Here is a 19117-nt window from a genome sequence, read left to right on the forward strand (position 1 = left end):
AATACCTCCTATTTTATTTTATGTTAACAAGTCGGTTGGAAAAAACATAAAAATAGTTTTTATCACTTTAAAATAGCTTGCACCAGTTTATCATCTAGGTCAAAAAAGAAACAATGTAAAAAGGGAAGGCAATATATATGGCGCGTATAAGCGGTATTTTAGCAGATAGTGATATACAAGCTTTGATTGAGAATAACTTTCTCAAGGCTCAGTATCCATTTGATAGATCTCAAATACAACCAGCAAGCCTTGATCTTCGTTTAGGGGAGAAAGCTTATCGTATACGTGCTTCTTTTATGCCGGGACCTGATACAAAAGTTTTGGATAAGCTTGAACGGTTAAAGTTGCATGAGTTTGATTTACGAGGTGGAGCCGTTTTGGAAACGGGGTGTGTTTATATTGTTCCTCTTTTGGAAAGTTTAGCTTTACCAGAATTTTTATCTGCTGTTGCTAATCCCAAAAGTTCTACAGGCCGATTAGATATTTTTACACGTGTCATTACGGATAATGCTCAAGAGTTTGATAAAGTTTGTGCTGGTTATCATGGTCCACTTTATTTGGAAATTAGTCCACGCACATTTCCAATTTTGGTGCATACAGGCTCACATTTATCACAGCTTCGGTTTAGAAAAGGGCAAAGTTATTTAAATGAAATAGAGTTGCACACTTTGCAAAGGCAAGAAACACTGATATCGGATGATTTTCCTAATATTAGTGTTGGTGGTATTGGTCTTTCCATTAATTTAAAGGGAGACGAAAACGGGCTTATAGGTTATCGTGGTAAACATCATACAAGTGTTATTGATATTGATAAACGTGCCGTTGCCCACGTTTTAGATTTTTGGGAACCTCTTTTTGATCGTGGTCAAAGGGAGTTGGTTCTTGATCCTGATGAATTTTACATTTTAGTTTCACGAGAGTCTGTTCATGTGCCTCCGCTTTATGCCGCAGAAATGACACCTTTTGATCCTTTAGTGGGCGAGTTTAGGGTGCATTATGCAGGCTTTTTTGATCCAGGATTTGGGCATAAGGAGGCGGGTGGAAAAGGAGCAAGAGCGGTTTTAGAAGTGCGGAGCCATGAAGTTCCTTTTATCTTAGAGCATGGTCAAATTATTGGCCGTTTGGTCTATGAGCATATGCTTAATCGACCATCAACCCTTTATGGACATGATGTTGGATCACATTATCAAGCACAGGGTTTAAAGTTGTCCAAGCATTTTAAATGAGTTGGGAACCACGAATTTTGATAACATGTATGCAGAAAACGTATTTTAGATAAAAGAAAATTTTGTGCTTCGCAAAACCGGCGTCATGCATTCTATTTTTAATTTCCAAGGTTATCTCATCTCTTGTATTTGAGAGGGTATGAGAGGCATTTTTACTTCTTTTTTCAAGAGGTTCTATCTATACGAACTCCATTTATGATGTGCAAAAGAATAGTTTTGATTATTTCATCATGACAAAATTTACAATAAAAGAATTTTACTATATTCAATATGTTGTTCATATTTATGATAATAAATCAATAGGTTAATAAAATTCAATATAACAGTAGCTACTCACTTTTCAAAGTAAATATGCGAGATTGGATGCTGCAATTGGCTCAATTTTTCTAGAGTGTAATAACCAGTATATTTTATTCCGCATAAAAATTATCCTTAAGCGTTAATAGATAAGTTTTCACTCCAGTTTAGTAACAATTATTTTCAATAAACATTGTTCTAATTTTAGTAACTCATTTATAGCCTCAAGATATAATATTGCTAGAAAATTATTCAATTAAATATGAAGGTTTCTATTGGTATGAACATTAAAAGTTTTTATGCTTTATATGAATTAGGCACTATATATTTTTATAAACTTTCATGAATAAGTAACAGATCTCAGTTTTGAATATTGATATAAGAAGATTTCTGCATGTATGCGACAGCTTTATTTCCAGTATTAATAAAGGATTTTTTCATCTTTTGGGGGAGATTATGATTTATACTTAATGACACTCTATATTCTTAATAACTGATAATGTAAGGATCTTTGGAGGGAGAAGCGACTTTAAATTATAACTAATTAAGCTACGGAGCAATCGCTTTCGAAAAGGGATTGCTTTAAAGAGAGTATAACATTTTAATTGCACATGAAGAATATATGAGTAGATACGTTATTAATGATACTTCATACTGTGAGATTTTAAATTTGGATAAGAGCAATAAAGACGTTGTTTTTATCAATTAGTTTTTTTAGAAAGTTGCAGTCTCTGTTGCTTCTATCTATTCAATAGAGTGCTTTGGGAGAATAGCGAATAGGTAGGTACATGGATTCGCTTTTATGCGTTTTAGGATGTTTTCTCTTTTCATTTAGAAACAATGGTGCCATCAATGATTATTTCTTCAACACTTGATTATCGTAAGGCAGCAAAGCGTCGTCTTCCTCCCTTTCTTTTTCACTATATTGATGGTGGGGCTTATGCTGAAGAAACGATGCGACGTAATTGTACAGATCTTCAAGCACTTGCATTGCGTCAAAGGATTCTAAGGCAAGTTGGTGAAGTTGATCTTTCAATCAAGCTTTTTGATCAGACACTTGATTTACCGATTGTACTTGCGCCTGTTGGGCTAACGGGCATGTATGCACGTCGTGGAGAGGTAAAAGCAGCGCGTGCCGCAGCGGCAAAAGGGATTCCTTTTACTCTATCCTCTGTTTCAGTTTGTCCTATTGCGGAAGTGCAAGAAGCGGTTGGAGGTGCATTTTGGTTTCAACTTTATGTTCTCAAAGATCGCGGTTTCATGCGTGATGCACTAGAACGGGCTTGGTTGGCTGGTGTACGCACGTTGGTTTTTACAGTTGATATGCCAATTCCTGGTGCACGTTATCGTGATGCGCATTCGGGAATGTCTGGTCCTTATGCTGGTTTACGTCGTTTTTTACAAGCTTTGACTCATCCATATTGGGCTTGGAACGTTGGTGTTATGGGGCGCCCTCATGATCTTGGAAATGTCTCTGCTTATCTCAAAAAGAAAATTGCATTGGATGATTACGTTGGTTGGCTTGGTGCAAATTTTGATCCATCAATTGGTTGGCATGATCTACAATGGATTCGCGATTTTTGGAAAGGAAAAATGATTTTGAAAGGTATTCTTGATCCAGAAGATGCTCGAGAAGCAGTAAAATTTGGTGCGGATGGTATTGTTGTTTCTAATCACGGCGGACGTCAGCTTGATGGTGTATTATCAACAACACGAGCATTGCCTGCAATTGCGGATGCTGTAAAGGATTATTTGACTATTTTAGTGGACTCAGGTGTTCGTTCTGGTCTTGATGTTATACGCATGATAGCACAAGGCGCGGATGCTGTTATGATTGGCCGTGCTTTTGTTTATGCGCTTGCAGCAGCAGGTAAGAAAGGTGTTATGCATCTCCTTGATCTTTTTGCCAATGAAATGCGGGTAGCTATGACACTGACTGGTACTCAGATAATCAAAGATATTACACGCAAGAGTTTAGTAAATATAGATGTTTTTAAGCAATGAAAGCAATATGTTATACTTCTTTCAGAAAAAGAAAGTCTTTTTATAGAGGAGCATAATTATATATTTTAAAAATATGTTGACAGTTAAAGTTAAATAGAAAAGATCAATAAGCTCCTCTATAAAATCACAGAAAATACTCAGTAACTACAATAATATTAAATATTATTGATAATAATTAACACGAAAAAAAACAATAATAACATTGCATACATATTTTATTTACTTTATTAAAATCTCATTCTACGGATAAAAAGGAACAAGTGCTGATATTAAAGGTAAAACAACTGTTGATATAGAAAAAATAGCTATAAATAATGCTGTGAGCATTTTTCCCTCCTGTATATAAAAAACATTAAAATATAATATATTAATTACTTCTTTTCCACATTGGCATAAAACGTAAATTTATAAAATCCATTTAGTTTTATTTTAATATAGAATAATATTAATTATTATACATAAATAAAATTATTAAAAATGTCAATATGTATTTATTTTAATCTATAATTATAATAAAAAATGTATCTAATAAATAATATTTCTATAATCTATATATTATTTATATTAAGTTCATTGGATAATATATTATATGGATATGATATTGTTTTTATGGAGTACGTTTTTAAGCAATGAAAAAATATCCGTACTATCTTTAAAAAAGCTCGTTTACTGAGAGCAAAACTGCGTGAATTAATATGCTTTTCTTTCTTATTTTCTTGTATTTTCAATGATTTATGATGTTTTTGAACTGGCAAGCATATTAGGAAGCAGTTGAATATTTTTTGTATAGTATGTCATTTCTAACACTATTTATGCGTTCTCGATTGATTTTATAACTTGTTAAAATATCCAGTTCATTTTTATTGCAGATGGGGATGGTGGGGGGACTAATGATACAAATTGGCATAGAATGTTTTGTTCCATAAGCGATTTAACAATTGCATCTCCAAGCTTCTCCTTTGATACTATGCTCTTCATAGACAACAACAGATTGGTGAGATTGGCATAACTCTAGCACTGATCTATTATCTCAAAGTTGAATTGTTGGCACACTTGTAAGCGTTGGGATAACTTCATGTTTTTTGAATCTCTTTAGCAACATCAAGACAAATCTGAACAGTTTCTTCAGTAGCAAGTAAGAGAACATCTTTTCCTTTTTTAAACAGAGGTTTTGCTGATATCAATTTTTGAAGCATTTTTATGAATATTCATAACAGCACGCTTTCCTAAACCTATATAAATAGGTACAAGATTACTCAGAGTAGAAAGAATTACAGTTTCCATTTGATCGAATTTCTACTCGTAAGTAATTGGATAATATTTACTTTATCGCTGAATAAAAAAGAAAAGTTTTTCTCTCTTTAAATAGAGGATGGATTGTCATCTAGCCAATAGGGATAGTTTGCGAGAAATTTGTTCGATGCAAAACGACTTAACATTGCAGTTACTTTTTATCATTTGAAGCTGTGAAAAGAAGGCTAAGATAGATGAAAGAATGTAAAAAATGATGGATACATTTTAAGTTAAAAAATTATCATTCTGTTAATTCCACACCAGTTGCTGCTGATATTGGTAACAAAAGAAATTTGATCAAAAAAATATCAAAATTATTTGAGGACATTCCTCATGGCATGTAAACTAAACCTTTTTGTTGGTATGAGTGATATTTTCTTTGAACAGAAATTGATTCTATCTCCTGAAATCAGCAATAATCTCTCAGGTTATGTCGTAAACTTTTTAGGGATGTTACAACGCCACTATCGTCCTTTTATGAAAAATTTAGCATTTCAGATGAGCAGTTGTGAGGAATTTCAACGTTTAATACAGCAAGATCCAGAAACTCTCACGGATTTAGAACGGGCTTCAAGATTTTTATATTTACAGCGATTAAGTTTTAGAGGGAATGTAAATCGTACGATGAGAGTAGAAAACCATCGTAGCGCGCGGGGGGCTTAAGCCCTTCCAATTTGAATGCGTGCTAAAACTTATTTTCCACTGTTTAGCAGGTGTTAGCATTGAACATTTAGACTGGTCTGATTTTATTGTGCGTTATGATCGCCTAAAAATCTTGTTTTATCTTTCACCACTTTAATTGTGGTTTTGAAGGTTATTAAAGAAAGGATTTTTATAAGCGGGAGGATTATCAGCCGATGTCTAAGCTGCTTGCATAATAAGAGGGAGTTTTTTGTCTTTAAACAATATGCTAGAAATTCAAAAAACTTTAGTTAACTTTATACACCATCTTATACAGACTTCTCTGCAAATAACACAATTGCTGGTAAGGAATGGGGCATCACCAATTTTGATTTCTAAAAAAAACAATACGTATTAAATAGTCTTTAACTTTACAGACTTTTTGAGAATCCTTTCAGAATCTTTTGAAAAAAGTGAACTGATAGAAGATATTTCTATCAAAATATAGCAACTTTTCTAACAAGTTAGGAATAAATCTAAAAATATACATTAAATATAAAAACAGTACGATATGTAGGCAATCTGGGCTTTAGAAACAAGAATCAGAGCGTATAAAGATGCATAGAGGTGAGATTGAGACATATCATTTTTATGATTCAATAAAAAATAAAAATTAAAGAAAAAATTTTATATCAAAAATTTAAGGTGGTTTAAAAGGTGGACAGGCAATGCATGGAAGGATGAGCGAGAAGGTGAATTAGGGGAGAGTGATTTATAGATTATCAGTATCTTTGTAAAAGTATCTTCTCAAGATAAATATTGTGATGAAATAAGATTGTAGTTGAATGTTCGAAAAGATAATACGCACTCTTAATTTTTCCGTTATACACATCACAATAAAAGCCGTGAAAGGCACGGTCTTATTACAAACTTTCTCTAAAAGCAGTACATGAGTTTGCAAGATATTACCGTAATATTTTAAAAGAAGGATTTTATTTCAGAAAAAAATTATCTTAAAATAGTAAAGCAATATTTTTCAAGAAATTGCTAGGCGACTTTTGAAAGTAAAAAAGCTAAGTTAAAAAATAAAAGCAAAAATGGTTGCTGGTTTTCTCGACTGGAGTTGCATGTCATTTCCCACATAGGGAATTTACCTATAGAAAAATTAACAGCCAAGATCATTCACAATGTTTTCCCGCCACTTTAGCATGAAAAAGCAGATACAGTGCGAAAGTATTTGCCTTATCGTCAACATCATTATTATAATTAGGAAGCTGAAGCAACGTCATTTACAAATCACATAAAAGCCTTACCATTATTCATTATATAGCTCCGTAGATTTCTTTTCTTCAAGCATGCCAGCTCCTAGATGTTATTTTGTTGAAAACAGAGCCTTTGTGTATGATCAGTTCTTTGAACGACGATAGTAGTGCAATCCATAAAATCTTTTCTCATCTTCTTTTGATAGGATAACAAAGATGCCCATAGAATACATCAATAGACTCAATCATTTTACACAAACATAATCTGTTGAATCCTTTCGCTTCAACTCAGACATCTCCGTTACTCTAATTAAAACTAATCGACCACCAGAGTGTTTTAATCCTTTAAGTGCTTTTACTTTTAATCTGAATGTATCCACCTCTTTCAAATCTTTTCATTGATTGATGTTTCAGAGGAATTATATTTTTATCACTTTATTTTCCGTTTATCTCTCCAACCACATAAACGTTCACCTTGTTCATTATGTTTTAAAATATCTCTCGCCAAATTTGGACTAATGACATTGATATCTTGTCGATTCAAATAAATTGGCAGCCATCCAATACAAGAAGTTCGTTCATTCGTCGCGCAACCAGCTAGAAAGCTTAGTGCGCACATCAGCATCACTTTTCTTATTAATTTCATTTTCTACCTCAAGCCGTGTTGTCGCTATCTTGAAATCTTCTTTTGTTTGCTTTTGCTTCTCAACTTTTTTCCCAAGAAAAAAGGCTTTGACTAAAGCTATAAGAAAAGCTGCTATGAGCGCTGACGTCATTGTCAGATATTTTTTTATCCATAAAATCATAGGCGGTGTTCCTGAAAACGTTTAGCAATGTATATCATAGCTGTACAAGCGGCTAAAACCATAATGCCTGCTAGAACCCATTGAACAGGACCATTTCCTGCAAAAAGACCTCCAAGCCCTGAAAAAGAACCTATGATTGGTGCAAGAGCTTCTACTTTGCAAATACCTGTTACGCCTTCTGGTTCTACTACATGATAATTGGGGGCAACATGAGCTCCTTTTGCCCACAATCCTGCTTCGGTTGCTCGGCGATTGACAAGACCTTGGATACGTTTTCCTCCCACTCTTGTCCATTTTTGCAATTCGGTTGGTATCGCTTCATATTCACCTTTATTAAGCTTTTTTAAAAGTGTAGAACTGCGAAATGCTGTGATTCCTACATTATAGCAAAATGATACTAATGCCGCGAATTGTTCATCGTTTAAAGGAACGGTAACGGCTTTTTCAACAACAGCTTCATACTCCCTCAAGTCCTGACAAAGGATTTTTTCAGCTTCTTTTTCCGTAATTTGCATATCTTTGTGAACGCTTGGGGCACCAGCAGCACTTGTATGTCCATAACCAATTGTCCATACACCACCAGAATCTTCATAAGCTGATAAACGCAAGCCTTCCAATTGCTTAATCAATACAAGCCCTTCTTTTGATATTTTTCGCATTATTTTTACCTATAAAAAACTACACAAAGCAGGATATGAATTAAAAACTTACATCTACTCATTTTTAAGAACAGAACAGCGAAAGGGCATAATAAATTCAAAACATCCATAGTGGATTATTTTAAGATCTATATCATTTTTTTGAATAAAGATTATGCTAAATACTATTCATTTTGCAGCAATTGATCTCCATCTAAAGACAATAACTTTATAATAAATCCATTTATAATCAGATAGATTTCACTCATAAATTCTTACAGTTGATCCAGAATGATTTAGAAGAACTTTACTTGAAAAAACTTCAATAATTCCAATGACAAAAAGCATTTTTAACAAAAAATAAGAGACATAATAATTAATGAAATAATTAGGTGTTGATTTTTAAGTAATTTCAAAAGTCATAAATTGCACCACAGAATTTTTTTATAAAAACAAAAAAACATTATAATTTAACATTATACATCTAAAACTCATCTTAGAATCAATAAAACATATACATAACGTGTTATACATATTTAATAAAAAAATCTATAGTTAATTTAATTATTCTTTGTTTTTTTCCCTAATTGCTTAATTTCATTAAAAAATACCTTTATGAAGGATTTTAAATAAACTGTTACATAAAAAACATAATGGATGTTTCTCCTCTCTTACAGTCTGTTTCCAACTGAAACAATATATTAGTGGAGCATATTCAATATATAGACCAATGATATTTGATAGTTTTTTTAAGAATATTGTACTGTAATAAATTTGAACAATTAGTTCGGTTTCATATATTTTCTTTTTCATATGAAGCATTTGGTAGGGCGTTCGGGTCCAATGGTATCATCTTTGCCTGGTGTTGTATTGGCTACGTTTCCAGCAGCCTCTTAAACAAATCAATCAAGCTATTGAAATCTTTTTAGAGGCAATAGCACAAGAGACACAAAAGATTTTGACAAAAAGCTGCTTGACAATATAGGAAGCTCTCTCCTCCTAGCATCCCAGCCCATTCACATAACATAAAAAATAAAAAGGCAATGAGATGATATTTGATGATGGCAATAGATATGTAACAATACGTGAGTGTGCACAGCTTTTTAGTATATCCACAACAACGATTCGCAATTGGGTGCTTCAGAGGGGGCCGGAGCCATATAAGCTAGCGAGAGCAGTGAGGTGGAGAAAGAAAGAGATTTTAGCATTTACTCCAGAGAAAAATACGGAGCAAATAACAACAGATTAGATAAAATTGTATAAACCCTAGAAGGTGGTCTTCAAACAGATAATTAAAAAAATATTGTAGTTTGACACTAGGTTTTATACTAAGTGGGAAAAGGTGGGATTAGGTAGGAATACGTGGTAATTTGTTGTTTTTATGTATAAAATTTAGCATTAAATGCGCGTTTTGTCAAAATAGATTTTGACACCTAAAATTGTAAAAAAGAGCTAAAAAGAGCGAAAATCAGAAAAAAGTGCGTTTTCATGGTAAAAATGAGAGAAGGCTTTGAAAGGTCTGTGAAAACCCTGTGAAAAATTTTGAAAAGTCTGTGAAAGCCCAGAAAACCGCCTTTGAAGACCCTGTGAAAAAAATCACTCCAAAAGTTCAATTGACGTCAAAATCAGCCAAAAATAACCAAAAAAGCAAAAAAGATTTCCATATATACGTGGAAATCTCTAAAAATTGAGTAAAAAGCATTTTTTATCAATAATTTATATAAATTTTTTAATGTAAAAAGATTTCCACTTTCATTTTTCATTTTAGAGAGGCATTAAGGCGTATCTTATTTAGTTTCTGAATGCGCATTTTCAGCTTCTATTTGACGCTTTAAATGCAGTTTTAGAAGAGGTAAAATAAGCTCTACTTCTTCCGTGTCGTTGATATCTTGAACAAGCTCTTGCAACTTTATACAAAGCTCCGCCGCTAATTCCGCTATATCTTCAGGGGGGATCTTTATATTTGCATCGCGATAGGTTGTGTAAGCTATGCGACCAAGCTTTTTCATGAGACCAGCAGGTATGGTTGGTGCTTTAAAACCTGCTGCTTTCGCTTTTGCCATGTCACTAAACATTTCACCTTCACCCGTAACGAGCCAATGAGGATTAATGTTATAGACTCTATGATAGGCGTTAATTGTTGAGCATGTTGGTTCGTGTGCTCCAATTTCATAATTGGCAAGGGTGCCACGTTGTAAATTAAGCCGTTGCGCAAAAGCACCGCGTTCTTCATTTCCGAGTACTCGTCTTATTTCACGTAGGCGTTTTGCCAATGGTGTTTTAGGTTCTAGTTCGGGGCGTGCCAAAAATGCTCCTTATTCATATTGAGGTTTGTTTTAAATTACAGGATTTAAAAAAGAGATTCCCCCATTCATTTTAGAGTAGCATTAAGCCGTATTTTGTGCAGCTTTGGAGTGTTCTTTTTCAGCCTCTATTTGACGCTTTAAATGAATTTTAAGAAGAGAGAAAGTTGCTTCGACTTCTTCCATGTCGTTGATGTCTTGAACAAGCTCTTGCAGTTTTCTATAAAGTTCCGCCGCGAGTTCCGCTATATCTTCAGGGGGGAGTTTTATTTTAGCATCGCGATAGGTTGTATAAGCTATGCGACCAAGCTTTTTCATGAGACCAGCAGGGATGGTGGGTGTCTTAAAATCCGCTGTTTTCGCTTTTGCTACGTCTGTAAACATCTCACCTTCACCTGTAGCTAGCCATTCCACAGATACACCGCAAATATTTTTGTAAATTACCAACATTGATACAGGTGGTTCGCGCAAACCAGTTTCGTAGTTACTCATAGTACTTTCAGGTACTGCAAGATGATCAGCGAATTGTTTGCGTTCCAAAAAACCAAGGGCAAGCCGTACTTCACGCAATCGTTTTGCCAGTTCTGTTTTAGGTTCTTTTTTAGGACGTCCCAAAAAAAATCACTCCTAATCCACATTTAGGTTGACTAATTCACAAAAGCGAATTATACATCTAATTACCGCCCGATATAGAGGGCAGATATTTTACAATTAACCCCACAAAAAACGGATGTGGGAGCATCCGTTTGAAGCAGGAGCGAAGTTTATGACTATCACACAAGTATGGGATCGCCATAGTATTTTAGCCGAGCTACGCCGCCGTAATATGACCTTGGCAGAGCTCGCGAAAGCTTATCAACTATCGTCATCCAGTGTTCAACATATCTGGACACGGTCTAACGAGAAAGCCGAACGCGCTATTGCCGATTTTATCGGTTTGCCCGTCGAGCAGGTTTTTAGCGACCGCTACCCCAAAAGTCGCCGTCGCATTTTTAAAGCAGCAAAACATGCCAACACAGATTCGCGTGCGCATTCTGCTTTGCGTGGGAATGCTGCTTGAACTTCGTTACACGGCTTTGCGTTTTTGCGCATTTGCCATGAATTTAAATACCATAAGATAAAAAGGTTTATCAATGTCTAAAGATCAGTACGAAATAGGCAAGATAAATTGCATAGAGTTGCATCATAGAACAGCCGTTTGCATGGGTTGGTTCTGGCGATTAGATGGTGGTCATATTGTTTTTATAGGGGGTGGTTATGGTTGCTGCTTGTAATTTATGGACCCCAGATGTCAGAAACGATATCGTTAATCCTTATTCAGAAGTTGAACGTTTACAGGTGATGCTTTCCTGTTCTTTAAAAGCCGTGAGTAGTGGATTTAAGCATCTGCCAATCCGGTATATTATTGACCCCCCGCATGGCTTATTTGATGCGGCGTTAGCACGACAGATTGTTATTCATATTTTGCATTATCAGTTTGAGGTGCCACGGCGGCGTATTGTTGCGATACAGGCACGTCAGCGGACTTCTATTTCTCTATCTATGCAAGTGATTAACCGGCGTTTGGAAGAACCCGTTTTTGCGAAAGCTTATCGAAGATGGGCGGGGCGTGCGATGGATTTATTCTTTAAAGAGATCAGAAAGGCGGTGGCGTGATGGCACAGTTTCAAAAGCTTGCTCTTGATGTGATTGTGGTGCCGGAGCGTATACGCCCTGTGGATGATGAGCATGCCAAGGCACTTGCGCAATCAATGGCGCGGGAGGGATTGATGAATCCGATTACGGTGCGCCATACCCCCAATGCTAAGGAAGGTAATTACACACTTATAGCTGGTGCGCATCGGCTTCGTGCTGCTGAGCTTTTGGGCTATAGTGACATTGATGCCGTTGTGGTGCAGGCTGATAAGGACAATGCCGCGCTTTTAGAAGTGGCTGAAAACCTTTTTCGTAATGAATTGTCTGTTATTGATCGTGCGCTTTTTGTCCAGACTTACCGCGAATTGTGGGAAAAGAAGTATGGGGAAATTAAGCGTGGTGGGGACGGTAGTAATCAACATAAAGTCAAAAAAGAGCAATTGGGACAAGTTGTCCCAATTGCTCAAAGGGACAGCAATGCAACTTCAGATCACAATAAAATCGGGAGTGAAGGGGACAAAGTGGCAAAGGGACAAGTTGACCCTTTGCCAAATGATGGTGACTTAAATGGCAAAGTGCAAAGTTTGCACTTTGCCAAACATGTGGCGGACCGCATTGGTTTGTCTCCAAAATCAGTAAGACGTCTTAACAGCATTTCTCGACATTTACAGCCAGAATTACGCTCTGTTTTGCGGGGGACAGCCTTGGCAGATAATCAAGCGCAGTTGTTGAAGTTGGCGAAGATGGAGCCGGTTGCGCAACGGCGGGTGGCAATTGCTTTGCAACAGGTTGAGGGGGATTTACGGCGGGCTGTTGATTTGGTCAATGGGATTAATACGCCGCCGCAAATTAATGAACAAGAGCGGGTTTTTGCTCAGTTATTAGGGGTGTGGCAGAGGGCGGATGCGCAGACAAAGGCGCGGTTTTATGATTATTTGAACAAGCAATCGGGGGAGGTGCTGTCATGAAGAGGCATGGTTGCGGGCAGCTTGATTTTTTCCAAAAGCCGGTTTTTCCCTGTCGTGAACCCGTTGCGCAGATTGATTTAGGGCGGTTTCGCTCACGCATTAAGCGAGCGATGGCGCGGGCTTTGCGTGAATGCCGGCATGAGCGCAGTGTGATTGCGGAGCGTATGGCGCATTATTTAGGGATTGGGTGTTTAAGTAAGGCGAGTTTGGATGCTTATGTTGCGGAAAGTAAGCAGGTGGATATTTCCCTGCCGCGGTTTAAGGCATTTGTGCGGGCGACAGAGGCATTTTGGCTCTGGGATGAGGTGGTGAGTGAAGATGGATTGTTGCTGTTGCAAGGGGATGAGGCGCGTTTAGCAGAGATTGCGCGGCTTCAGCAGGAACAGCGGGAGATTGCAGCGCAATTGAAAGCCATGCGCGCAACGCCGGTTTGCATTAAAAGGGGGCAGCCATGAAGGAATGGTTTACTATTGCCGAATTGGCTGAAGCAGCTTTGCCAGGGTTGCCTAAGAGTAAGGGCGGATTGCGTAAGATTTTGGCGACCACATGGCGTCATCAAAGTGGTTTGACACGTAAAGTTAAAGGGGTTTCTCGACCTATTGTAGAAGTTCACATTTCCTTATTGCCGGAGGGGGCGCGGGCGGCATTGTTGGTGCGGTTTGGTGGGGCTGTTGATGTGAAACAAACGCAAGGGGAGCAAAAGACAAGTATTTGGGTGCGTTATGAGGGGCTTTCCAAGGCGCATAAAAGGCGCTGTGAAGAGCGTTTGAAGGCACTTTGCTTTTGGGAAGATTTGCTCCATGCCGGTATGGGGGTGCATGATGCGGCAAGTTTGTGTGCTGTGCAATTTGGTGTGAGCCGGATGTCGCTTTTTAATTGGCGGCAGATGGTTGAAGGGTATGAGCGCCCTGATTGGTTGGCAGCTTTAGCGCCTTGTTATGGTGAGGAGAATGTTTCGCAATTTGCGCCGTGTCATGAAGGGGCGTGGGAGGTTTTTTGTTCGGATTATTTGCGCCCCTCTAAACCTGCTTTTTCGGCATGTTATCGGCGCATGGTTTCGGTGGCGCAGGAGCGGGGTTTTGAGCCCATTCCTTCTGAGCGGGCTTTGCGGCGTCGTTTTAAGGCGCAAATTTCCAAAGCGGTTGTGGTTTTAGCGCGTGAGGGAGAAGAAAAGGCAAAAAAGCTTTATCCAGCCCAACGGCGTGATCGCTCGAGCCTGCATGCACTGCAAGCTGTGAATATGGACGGGCATAAGCTGGATGTTTTTGTGAGCGTTCCTTGGACAGAAAAGCCTGTGCGGCTTTATCTGATTGCCATTCAAGATCTTTATTCTGGCAAGATTTTATCGTGGCGCTTATCGGATGCTGAGACTTGGGAAATCGTGCGTTTGGTGATTGGGGACATGGTGGAAGCTTATGGAATACCAGAGCGTATGACCTTGGATAATGGGCGCGCTTTTACCAGCAAGTGGATTTCTGGAGGTGTGCAAAACCGTTTTCGTTTTAAGATTAAGCCGGATGATCCGCAAGGGCTTTTGACGAGTTTGGGGGTGCAATTGCAATGGACCACCCCTTATAGCGGACAGTCTAAACCGATTGAGCGGGCATGGCGTGATCTGGCAGAAGCGATTTCGAAACATCCCTTTTGTGCGGGGGCTTATACGGGCAATAAACCGGATGCCAAGCCTGAAGATTATGGCAAGCGCGCGATAGGATTTGAAGCGTTTAAAGCCCATGTTGGTGCGCAAATTGTGGCGCATAATGCGCAAGCAGGGCGTAAGGCGGTTAATTGTGCGGGGCGCAGTTTTGATGAGACCTTTACTGAGAGCTTGCAAGCAGAGGGGACGATTATTCGGCAAGCGAGTGCAGCACAACGGGCTTTATGGCTTTTAACCTCTGAGGCATTGCGTGCGCAAAAGGGTACGGGCGAGATCCATTTTTATGGCAATCGTTATTGGGCAAGGGCGTTGAATGAGCATGCGGGGAAAAAGGTGATTGTACGCTTTGATCCGGATAATTTGCATCAAGATTTACGGGTTTATGATTTGAACAATCGGTTGCTTTGTTTGGCACCATGCCTTTCTGATGTAGGTTTTTATGACCAGCAGGCGGCGCGCTTGAATGGGCGTTTGCGTAAAGAATATGTGAAGGCTGTTAAAGCAGAAAAACAGCTAGCGGCAAAGCTTGCGCCTGATCACTTGGCCGATGTTTATGGTCGCCTTGAGAAAAAGGATGAAGCGTTCAAATCTAAGCTTCCGATAAAGCCAAAGGTGAGCCGCTTGATGCCAAACAATGTGGGGAATTTAGCTTTGAAAGCAGACGATGATGAGGCTTTGGGGGCTCGAGAATTTAGTCAACACTTGCATAAAGCTTTGAGAAAGCTTTCGGCGTCTGATGAGGGGCGTGAGGTGATCAAGTTTCCTAAGCAATAGAATAAGGAAATAGGAAAAGAGAGGGGGGATTATAAGAATTCTCAAAAGGAAGCTGGTTTTGTATCGCGTATCAGCTTGAAGCGTTAACAAAGAAAGGGGGGAGGAATCTTAATCCTTTAAAAGTCTAATCAATACATGAAGTTTCTAGGTGTCTTTGCCTGATCGGGTGAGATGCGTGGAGTTAGCAAGTTCCCTGATGTGTGAGAAAGAGAGGGGATTTGCAAGGTTAGCCGTTTTAGTATCGCGTACGGCTTTTAAATGTTCATTCTAAAGACAAAAGATAAGGGGCGGGTGGGAGCCCTTCCCCTTATCAACAGTCTAAAATCAATACGAGAGGGGAATATACATGAAAAACGCGATAAATGCAACGGTCGATAAAAATCCTTGGGCGCGACCTAAAATCCAGCCTAATGGAACAGCACAAAACCGCAACAGTGATGACATTGCTTTATGGAATGAGCTTGTGGATGCGGTGAGAGCTTTGGGGCAAATGAATGATTGGTCGAAAGCAGAGGTGGCGCGGCGCATAGGGATGCCGGATGGGACGTTTTCGCAATGGTATGCAGGCAGTTATGCGGGGCAATTGGGTAAGCAAAATGCAAAGGTTCAACAATGGGTTGAGGTTTTAAAGGAAACGGCGGGGTTTTTGGAGAAGATCCCTGAAAAACCAGCCTTTCAGAGGAATCGAATTGCCAGTGAGATCATTGATACTTTAACGCTGGCACAAAGTACGGGGGATATGGTGATGATTACGCTTGATGCGGGCAGTGGCAAGACCGAAACTTGCCGCCATTATCGCTCTACCCGCCCGCATGTTTATCTGGTGACAGCCAGCCCACATACGCGCAGTGTTCACGGTATTTTGAATGATATGGCAGCAGAATTGGAAGTGGTGGAATATAATCCCACCCGCTTAACGCGTGCGATTGGCAAAAAGTTAGAGCGCGTGGGCAGTGGCACGTTGTTGATTGTTGATGAGGCGCAAAATTTAACGGATGAGGCGATTAATCAGTTGCGCCATTTTGTTGATATCAATGGCACGGGGTTGGCTTTGGTTGGGAATGATGAGATCTCGGGACGGTTGGTTCATCGTCAAAATGGTCCCTCTTATGCGCAAATTAAAAGCCGATTGGCGATGCATTTGAAACGGCGCAAGCCTTATAGTGAGGATATTGCGGCGCGCATTCATGATTGGGGGATTGAAGATGTTGGTGCGATAAAGTTTTTGACAGGGATAGGCTTAAAGGCTGGAGCTTTGCGGCAAATTGACAAAACCATGATGTTGGCACGCATGGCAGCGCTTGGAGATGGGTGTGAGGTGACTTTGAAACATGTCAAAGCGGCATGGAAAAACCGTGACGTGGAGGAATTGGCATGATCTCTTTATGCGACAAAGAATTATCCGATACGCTTGTTGGTCTTTATGACGATTATCAATGCGGTTTTGATATTGGAGAAAAGCTTCAATTGTGTGTTGATTTGGCGTTATTGCTTGAATTGGAGTTGAGTGTTCATCGTTTGGGGGAAGCGGATGCGGTTTTGGAAGCTGAAGTTGCAGAAGTTTTGGCTGAGTGTGAAGGCTCTGATGCGGATGAGAGCAATCGTGTGATTTATATGGATTTTGGAGGAAGCAAATGATGGAACGTAACCCCTATATGGTGAGAGAGTGCTTGATTGCTTTGCGCTCTGCCTTTTTACAGTATGAGGTGAATGGCATTTTTATGCATGGACAAGATGTTCGAGAATTGAATGAGTATTTGCGTCGTTTGGCAGGCTATAACCACGTTTTAGGTCATGAGCTTATGCGGTGTCGTTGGCAATTGAAAGCGGGATGTGCGCCTTCTTCAGGGGATGTTGTGCCATTTCGTCGGTTTCAAAAAACATAAGGAGGAAGTTGGTGATGAATCCACAAATTGAACTTGAAGGTACGCGTTATATGAAGGATGCGAAAGGGGCTTTGGTGCCGGTAAGTTTGATCCGCCCTGCGGATTTGTTAGAGGATGAAACGGTGCGCAAAATTATGGGTTTTGCGAAAGAATTATCGGCAAGGATTGCGCGTTTTAACAACCATACGATTGCGGATTTGAGTGATTTTGATAGCTTGCTTGCGCAAGAATATGGTGTGGAGCGGCGTGGCAAAAAGGGCAATTGTACTTACACAAGCTTTGATGGTTTGCAACGCATTAAGGTGCAGGTACAGGAAAGTGTTGATTTTGGACCGCAATTGCAAATTGCCAAAAGCCTTCTTGATGAATGTTTGAATGAATGGTCTGCGGATGCGCGTCCTGAAATCCGTGCGATTATTACGCGTGCTTTTAATACGGATAAAGAAGGCAAGGTGAATCGGGGCGAGATCTTTATGCTGTTGCGTTTGGATATTGATGATCCACGCTGGAAAGAGGCGATGCGTGCCATTCGTGAAGCGATCCGTGTGACGACATCTAAGGAATATGTGCGTTTTTATGAGCGCGATACATTAGAAAGCGCTTGGCGTGCTGTGACCATTGATCTGGCGAAGACATGAGGGGGGAGAGATGTCTTTAGCTGTCCTTCATATGGGAAAACGCGCGTTAGGTCTTGATGATGAGACCTATCGCGCACTGCTCTATCGCTTGACAGGCAAGCAATCGGCGAAAGATTTGAATTTTTCAGAAAAGCACTTGGTTATCGCTGAAATGAAAGCGTTTGGTTTTAAGCCGAATGGGAAGCGTTTAGAGGGTAAATATGCTAAGAAGCTCCAGGCGCTTTGGATTGCTGGGTGGAATCTTGGCATTATTCGTGATCGTTCAGATAAAGCGTTGCTTGCCTTTGTGAAAAGACAGACAGGGATTGATCATATTCGCTTTTTACGCGATAGCGATGATGCATGCAGAGCTATTGAGGCATTGAAAGGTTGGTTGCAGCGTGAGGGTGGGGTTGACTGGAGAGGAAAAAACCGCGAAGATTCATGGAGGAAGAAACCAAGCATTTCCATTTTGTGTGCCCAATGGAAGTGTTTGAATCCCGATGCTGTGTTTGATGTGGAATCTTTTCATCAAAGTGTTATGGCGTTAAGTGGTAAAGCTTTTGGTGAGATGAGTGGGGGCGACTTTAGAGAAGTGATGAATGTTTGGGGGCGGAAAATCCGTAAAGGTGTTAAAAGCGAGGGGTAAGCATGTATGCAAGAGGAAATCTATAGCGATTTTCCTGCCTTATTGCGTGAAATAGCTGATGTTGCGGGCAGTGAAGCAGCATGGAATATGATGCGGGCTTTTGGTGGACGAGAAGTTTATATACCCGGGCGTCTTGAGAGTGCGGATTGGTTGATTGAAATTGTTGGGTTTGAAGAGGCGCAGCAACTCATCAACCATTTTTGTTTTAATGGTTCGGGTGTGCGCCTTCTTATCCCCCTTGGCAGAGATGCTGAACGGCGGCAAAAAATGGTGCAAGCGTTGCAAAAAGGCTGGTCGGTTGATGCTGCAGCTGCTGTTTCTGGTATGCATGTGCGCACAGCCTATCGCTTGAAGAAGAAAATTTCTTCAAAAGAACCACAAGGTTTATTATTTCCAGAGTTTTATGAGTATTGAGAGTTTTGACTGACAGTGTCAGGCTTATATTGGGGGTTTGAAATCCGATAAACTGCGCATGGATTTT

Annotated in this window: 21 protein-coding genes; 16 read left to right on the plus strand and 5 right to left on the minus strand. The window is 39.4% G+C overall.

Annotation, left to right across the window (positions count from 1 at the left end; all coding sequences use genetic code 11):
* Window positions 1-137 precede the first annotated feature (137 nt).
* A complete protein-coding gene (locus ACFIQC_RS07280) occupies window positions 138-1226 on the plus strand; it encodes a 2'-deoxycytidine 5'-triphosphate deaminase (RefSeq protein ID WP_375621066.1) in 1089 nt (362 codons plus the stop codon).
* A 1149-nt stretch (window positions 1227-2375) separates the two neighbouring features.
* Complete coding sequence (lldD, locus tag ACFIQC_RS07285; protein ID WP_375612383.1) at window positions 2376-3527, plus strand: FMN-dependent L-lactate dehydrogenase LldD; 1152 nt, start codon at window positions 2376-2378, stop codon at window positions 3525-3527.
* Window positions 3528-4685: 1158 nt separating this feature from the next.
* Here the strand turns inward: lldD and ACFIQC_RS07290 are convergent.
* Entirely contained in the window at window positions 4686-4811 is a 126-nt protein-coding gene (locus ACFIQC_RS07290; RefSeq protein ID WP_375612384.1) for a hypothetical protein, read from the minus strand.
* Window positions 4812-5153: 342 nt separating this feature from the next.
* On the opposite strand from ACFIQC_RS07290, the gene ACFIQC_RS07295 reads away from it, so the two are divergent.
* Window positions 5154-5483, plus strand: coding sequence for a hypothetical protein (locus tag ACFIQC_RS07295; RefSeq protein ID WP_375612385.1), 330 nt, complete (start codon window positions 5154-5156; stop codon window positions 5481-5483).
* Window positions 5484-7281: 1798 nt separating this feature from the next.
* Here the strand turns inward: ACFIQC_RS07295 and ACFIQC_RS07300 are convergent.
* Window positions 7282-7509 carry a hypothetical protein gene (locus tag ACFIQC_RS07300; RefSeq protein ID WP_375618608.1) on the minus strand — a complete coding sequence of 76 codons (228 nt, stop codon included), beginning with the start codon at window positions 7507-7509 and terminating at the stop codon, window positions 7282-7284.
* A complete protein-coding gene (locus ACFIQC_RS07305) occupies window positions 7506-8168 on the minus strand; it encodes a lysozyme (protein ID WP_375612387.1) in 663 nt (220 codons plus the stop codon). The genes ACFIQC_RS07300 and ACFIQC_RS07305 overlap by 4 nt, the downstream gene beginning before the upstream one ends.
* 1027 nt (window positions 8169-9195) lie before the next feature.
* Here ACFIQC_RS07305 and ACFIQC_RS07310 point away from each other — a divergent pair.
* Window positions 9196-9396 (plus strand): helix-turn-helix transcriptional regulator, encoded by a 201-nt coding sequence (locus ACFIQC_RS07310; RefSeq protein WP_375632493.1) that lies wholly within the window; start codon window positions 9196-9198, stop codon window positions 9394-9396.
* Between the two features lie 538 nt (window positions 9397-9934).
* On the opposite strand, the gene ACFIQC_RS07315 is transcribed toward ACFIQC_RS07310, so the two are convergent.
* The gene (locus ACFIQC_RS07315; protein WP_375706955.1) at window positions 9935-10453 is read right to left on the minus strand and encodes a helix-turn-helix domain-containing protein; all 519 of its coding nucleotides are present in this window, start codon (window positions 10451-10453) and stop codon (window positions 9935-9937) included.
* 81 nt (window positions 10454-10534) lie between these two features.
* Window positions 10535-11065: a helix-turn-helix domain-containing protein gene (locus ACFIQC_RS07320; protein WP_375706956.1), complete on the minus strand. Its 531-nt coding sequence runs from the start codon at window positions 11063-11065 to the stop codon at window positions 10535-10537.
* 151 nt (window positions 11066-11216) lie between these two features.
* Here ACFIQC_RS07320 and ACFIQC_RS07325 point away from each other — a divergent pair, with 151 nt between their 5' ends.
* From ACFIQC_RS07325 to ACFIQC_RS07380, 12 genes are all read left to right on the plus strand, one after another.
* Complete coding sequence (locus ACFIQC_RS07325) at window positions 11217-11510, plus strand: helix-turn-helix transcriptional regulator (protein ID WP_183194530.1); 294 nt, start codon at window positions 11217-11219, stop codon at window positions 11508-11510.
* 73 nt (window positions 11511-11583) lie between these two features.
* Window positions 11584-11724 carry a hypothetical protein gene (locus tag ACFIQC_RS07330; protein WP_273755279.1) on the plus strand — a complete coding sequence of 47 codons (141 nt, stop codon included), beginning with the start codon at window positions 11584-11586 and terminating at the stop codon, window positions 11722-11724.
* Window positions 11708-12106: a hypothetical protein gene (locus ACFIQC_RS07335; protein WP_375675574.1), complete on the plus strand. Its 399-nt coding sequence runs from the start codon at window positions 11708-11710 to the stop codon at window positions 12104-12106. Before ACFIQC_RS07330 ends, ACFIQC_RS07335 begins: the two co-directional genes overlap by 17 nt.
* Complete coding sequence (locus ACFIQC_RS07340; protein ID WP_375637261.1) at window positions 12106-13053, plus strand: ParB/RepB/Spo0J family partition protein; 948 nt, start codon at window positions 12106-12108, stop codon at window positions 13051-13053. The genes ACFIQC_RS07335 and ACFIQC_RS07340 overlap by 1 nt, the downstream gene beginning before the upstream one ends.
* Complete coding sequence (locus ACFIQC_RS07345) at window positions 13050-13508, plus strand: hypothetical protein (RefSeq protein WP_375681125.1); 459 nt, start codon at window positions 13050-13052, stop codon at window positions 13506-13508. The genes ACFIQC_RS07340 and ACFIQC_RS07345 overlap by 4 nt, the downstream gene beginning before the upstream one ends.
* A complete protein-coding gene (locus ACFIQC_RS07350; protein ID WP_375706957.1) occupies window positions 13505-15484 on the plus strand; it encodes a transposase domain-containing protein in 1980 nt (659 codons plus the stop codon). Before ACFIQC_RS07345 ends, ACFIQC_RS07350 begins: the two co-directional genes overlap by 4 nt.
* Window positions 15485-15830: 346 nt before the next feature.
* Window positions 15831-16862, plus strand: a complete 1032-nt coding sequence (locus ACFIQC_RS07355; protein WP_375613740.1) for an AAA family ATPase — start codon at window positions 15831-15833, stop codon at window positions 16860-16862.
* The gene (locus ACFIQC_RS07360; RefSeq protein ID WP_375672104.1) at window positions 16859-17122 is read left to right on the plus strand and encodes a hypothetical protein; all 264 of its coding nucleotides are present in this window, start codon (window positions 16859-16861) and stop codon (window positions 17120-17122) included. The genes ACFIQC_RS07355 and ACFIQC_RS07360 overlap by 4 nt, the downstream gene beginning before the upstream one ends.
* Complete coding sequence (locus ACFIQC_RS07365) at window positions 17119-17370, plus strand: hypothetical protein (protein ID WP_375627417.1); 252 nt, start codon at window positions 17119-17121, stop codon at window positions 17368-17370. The genes ACFIQC_RS07360 and ACFIQC_RS07365 overlap by 4 nt, the downstream gene beginning before the upstream one ends.
* Before the next feature lie 14 nt (window positions 17371-17384).
* On the plus strand, window positions 17385-18008 hold the full coding sequence (locus tag ACFIQC_RS07370) for a DUF3164 family protein (RefSeq protein WP_375613741.1): 624 nt from the start codon (window positions 17385-17387) through the stop codon (window positions 18006-18008).
* A gap of 10 nt (window positions 18009-18018) precedes the next feature.
* A complete protein-coding gene (locus ACFIQC_RS07375; RefSeq protein WP_375613742.1) occupies window positions 18019-18636 on the plus strand; it encodes a regulatory protein GemA in 618 nt (205 codons plus the stop codon).
* A gap of 6 nt (window positions 18637-18642) precedes the next feature.
* The gene (locus ACFIQC_RS07380) at window positions 18643-19050 is read left to right on the plus strand and encodes a helix-turn-helix domain-containing protein (RefSeq protein WP_375613743.1); all 408 of its coding nucleotides are present in this window, start codon (window positions 18643-18645) and stop codon (window positions 19048-19050) included.
* Window positions 19051-19117 lie beyond the last annotated feature (67 nt).

Source organism: Bartonella sp. AA126HLJHH (assembly GCF_042197425.1).
Lineage (GTDB): Bacteria > Pseudomonadota > Alphaproteobacteria > Rhizobiales > Rhizobiaceae > Bartonella.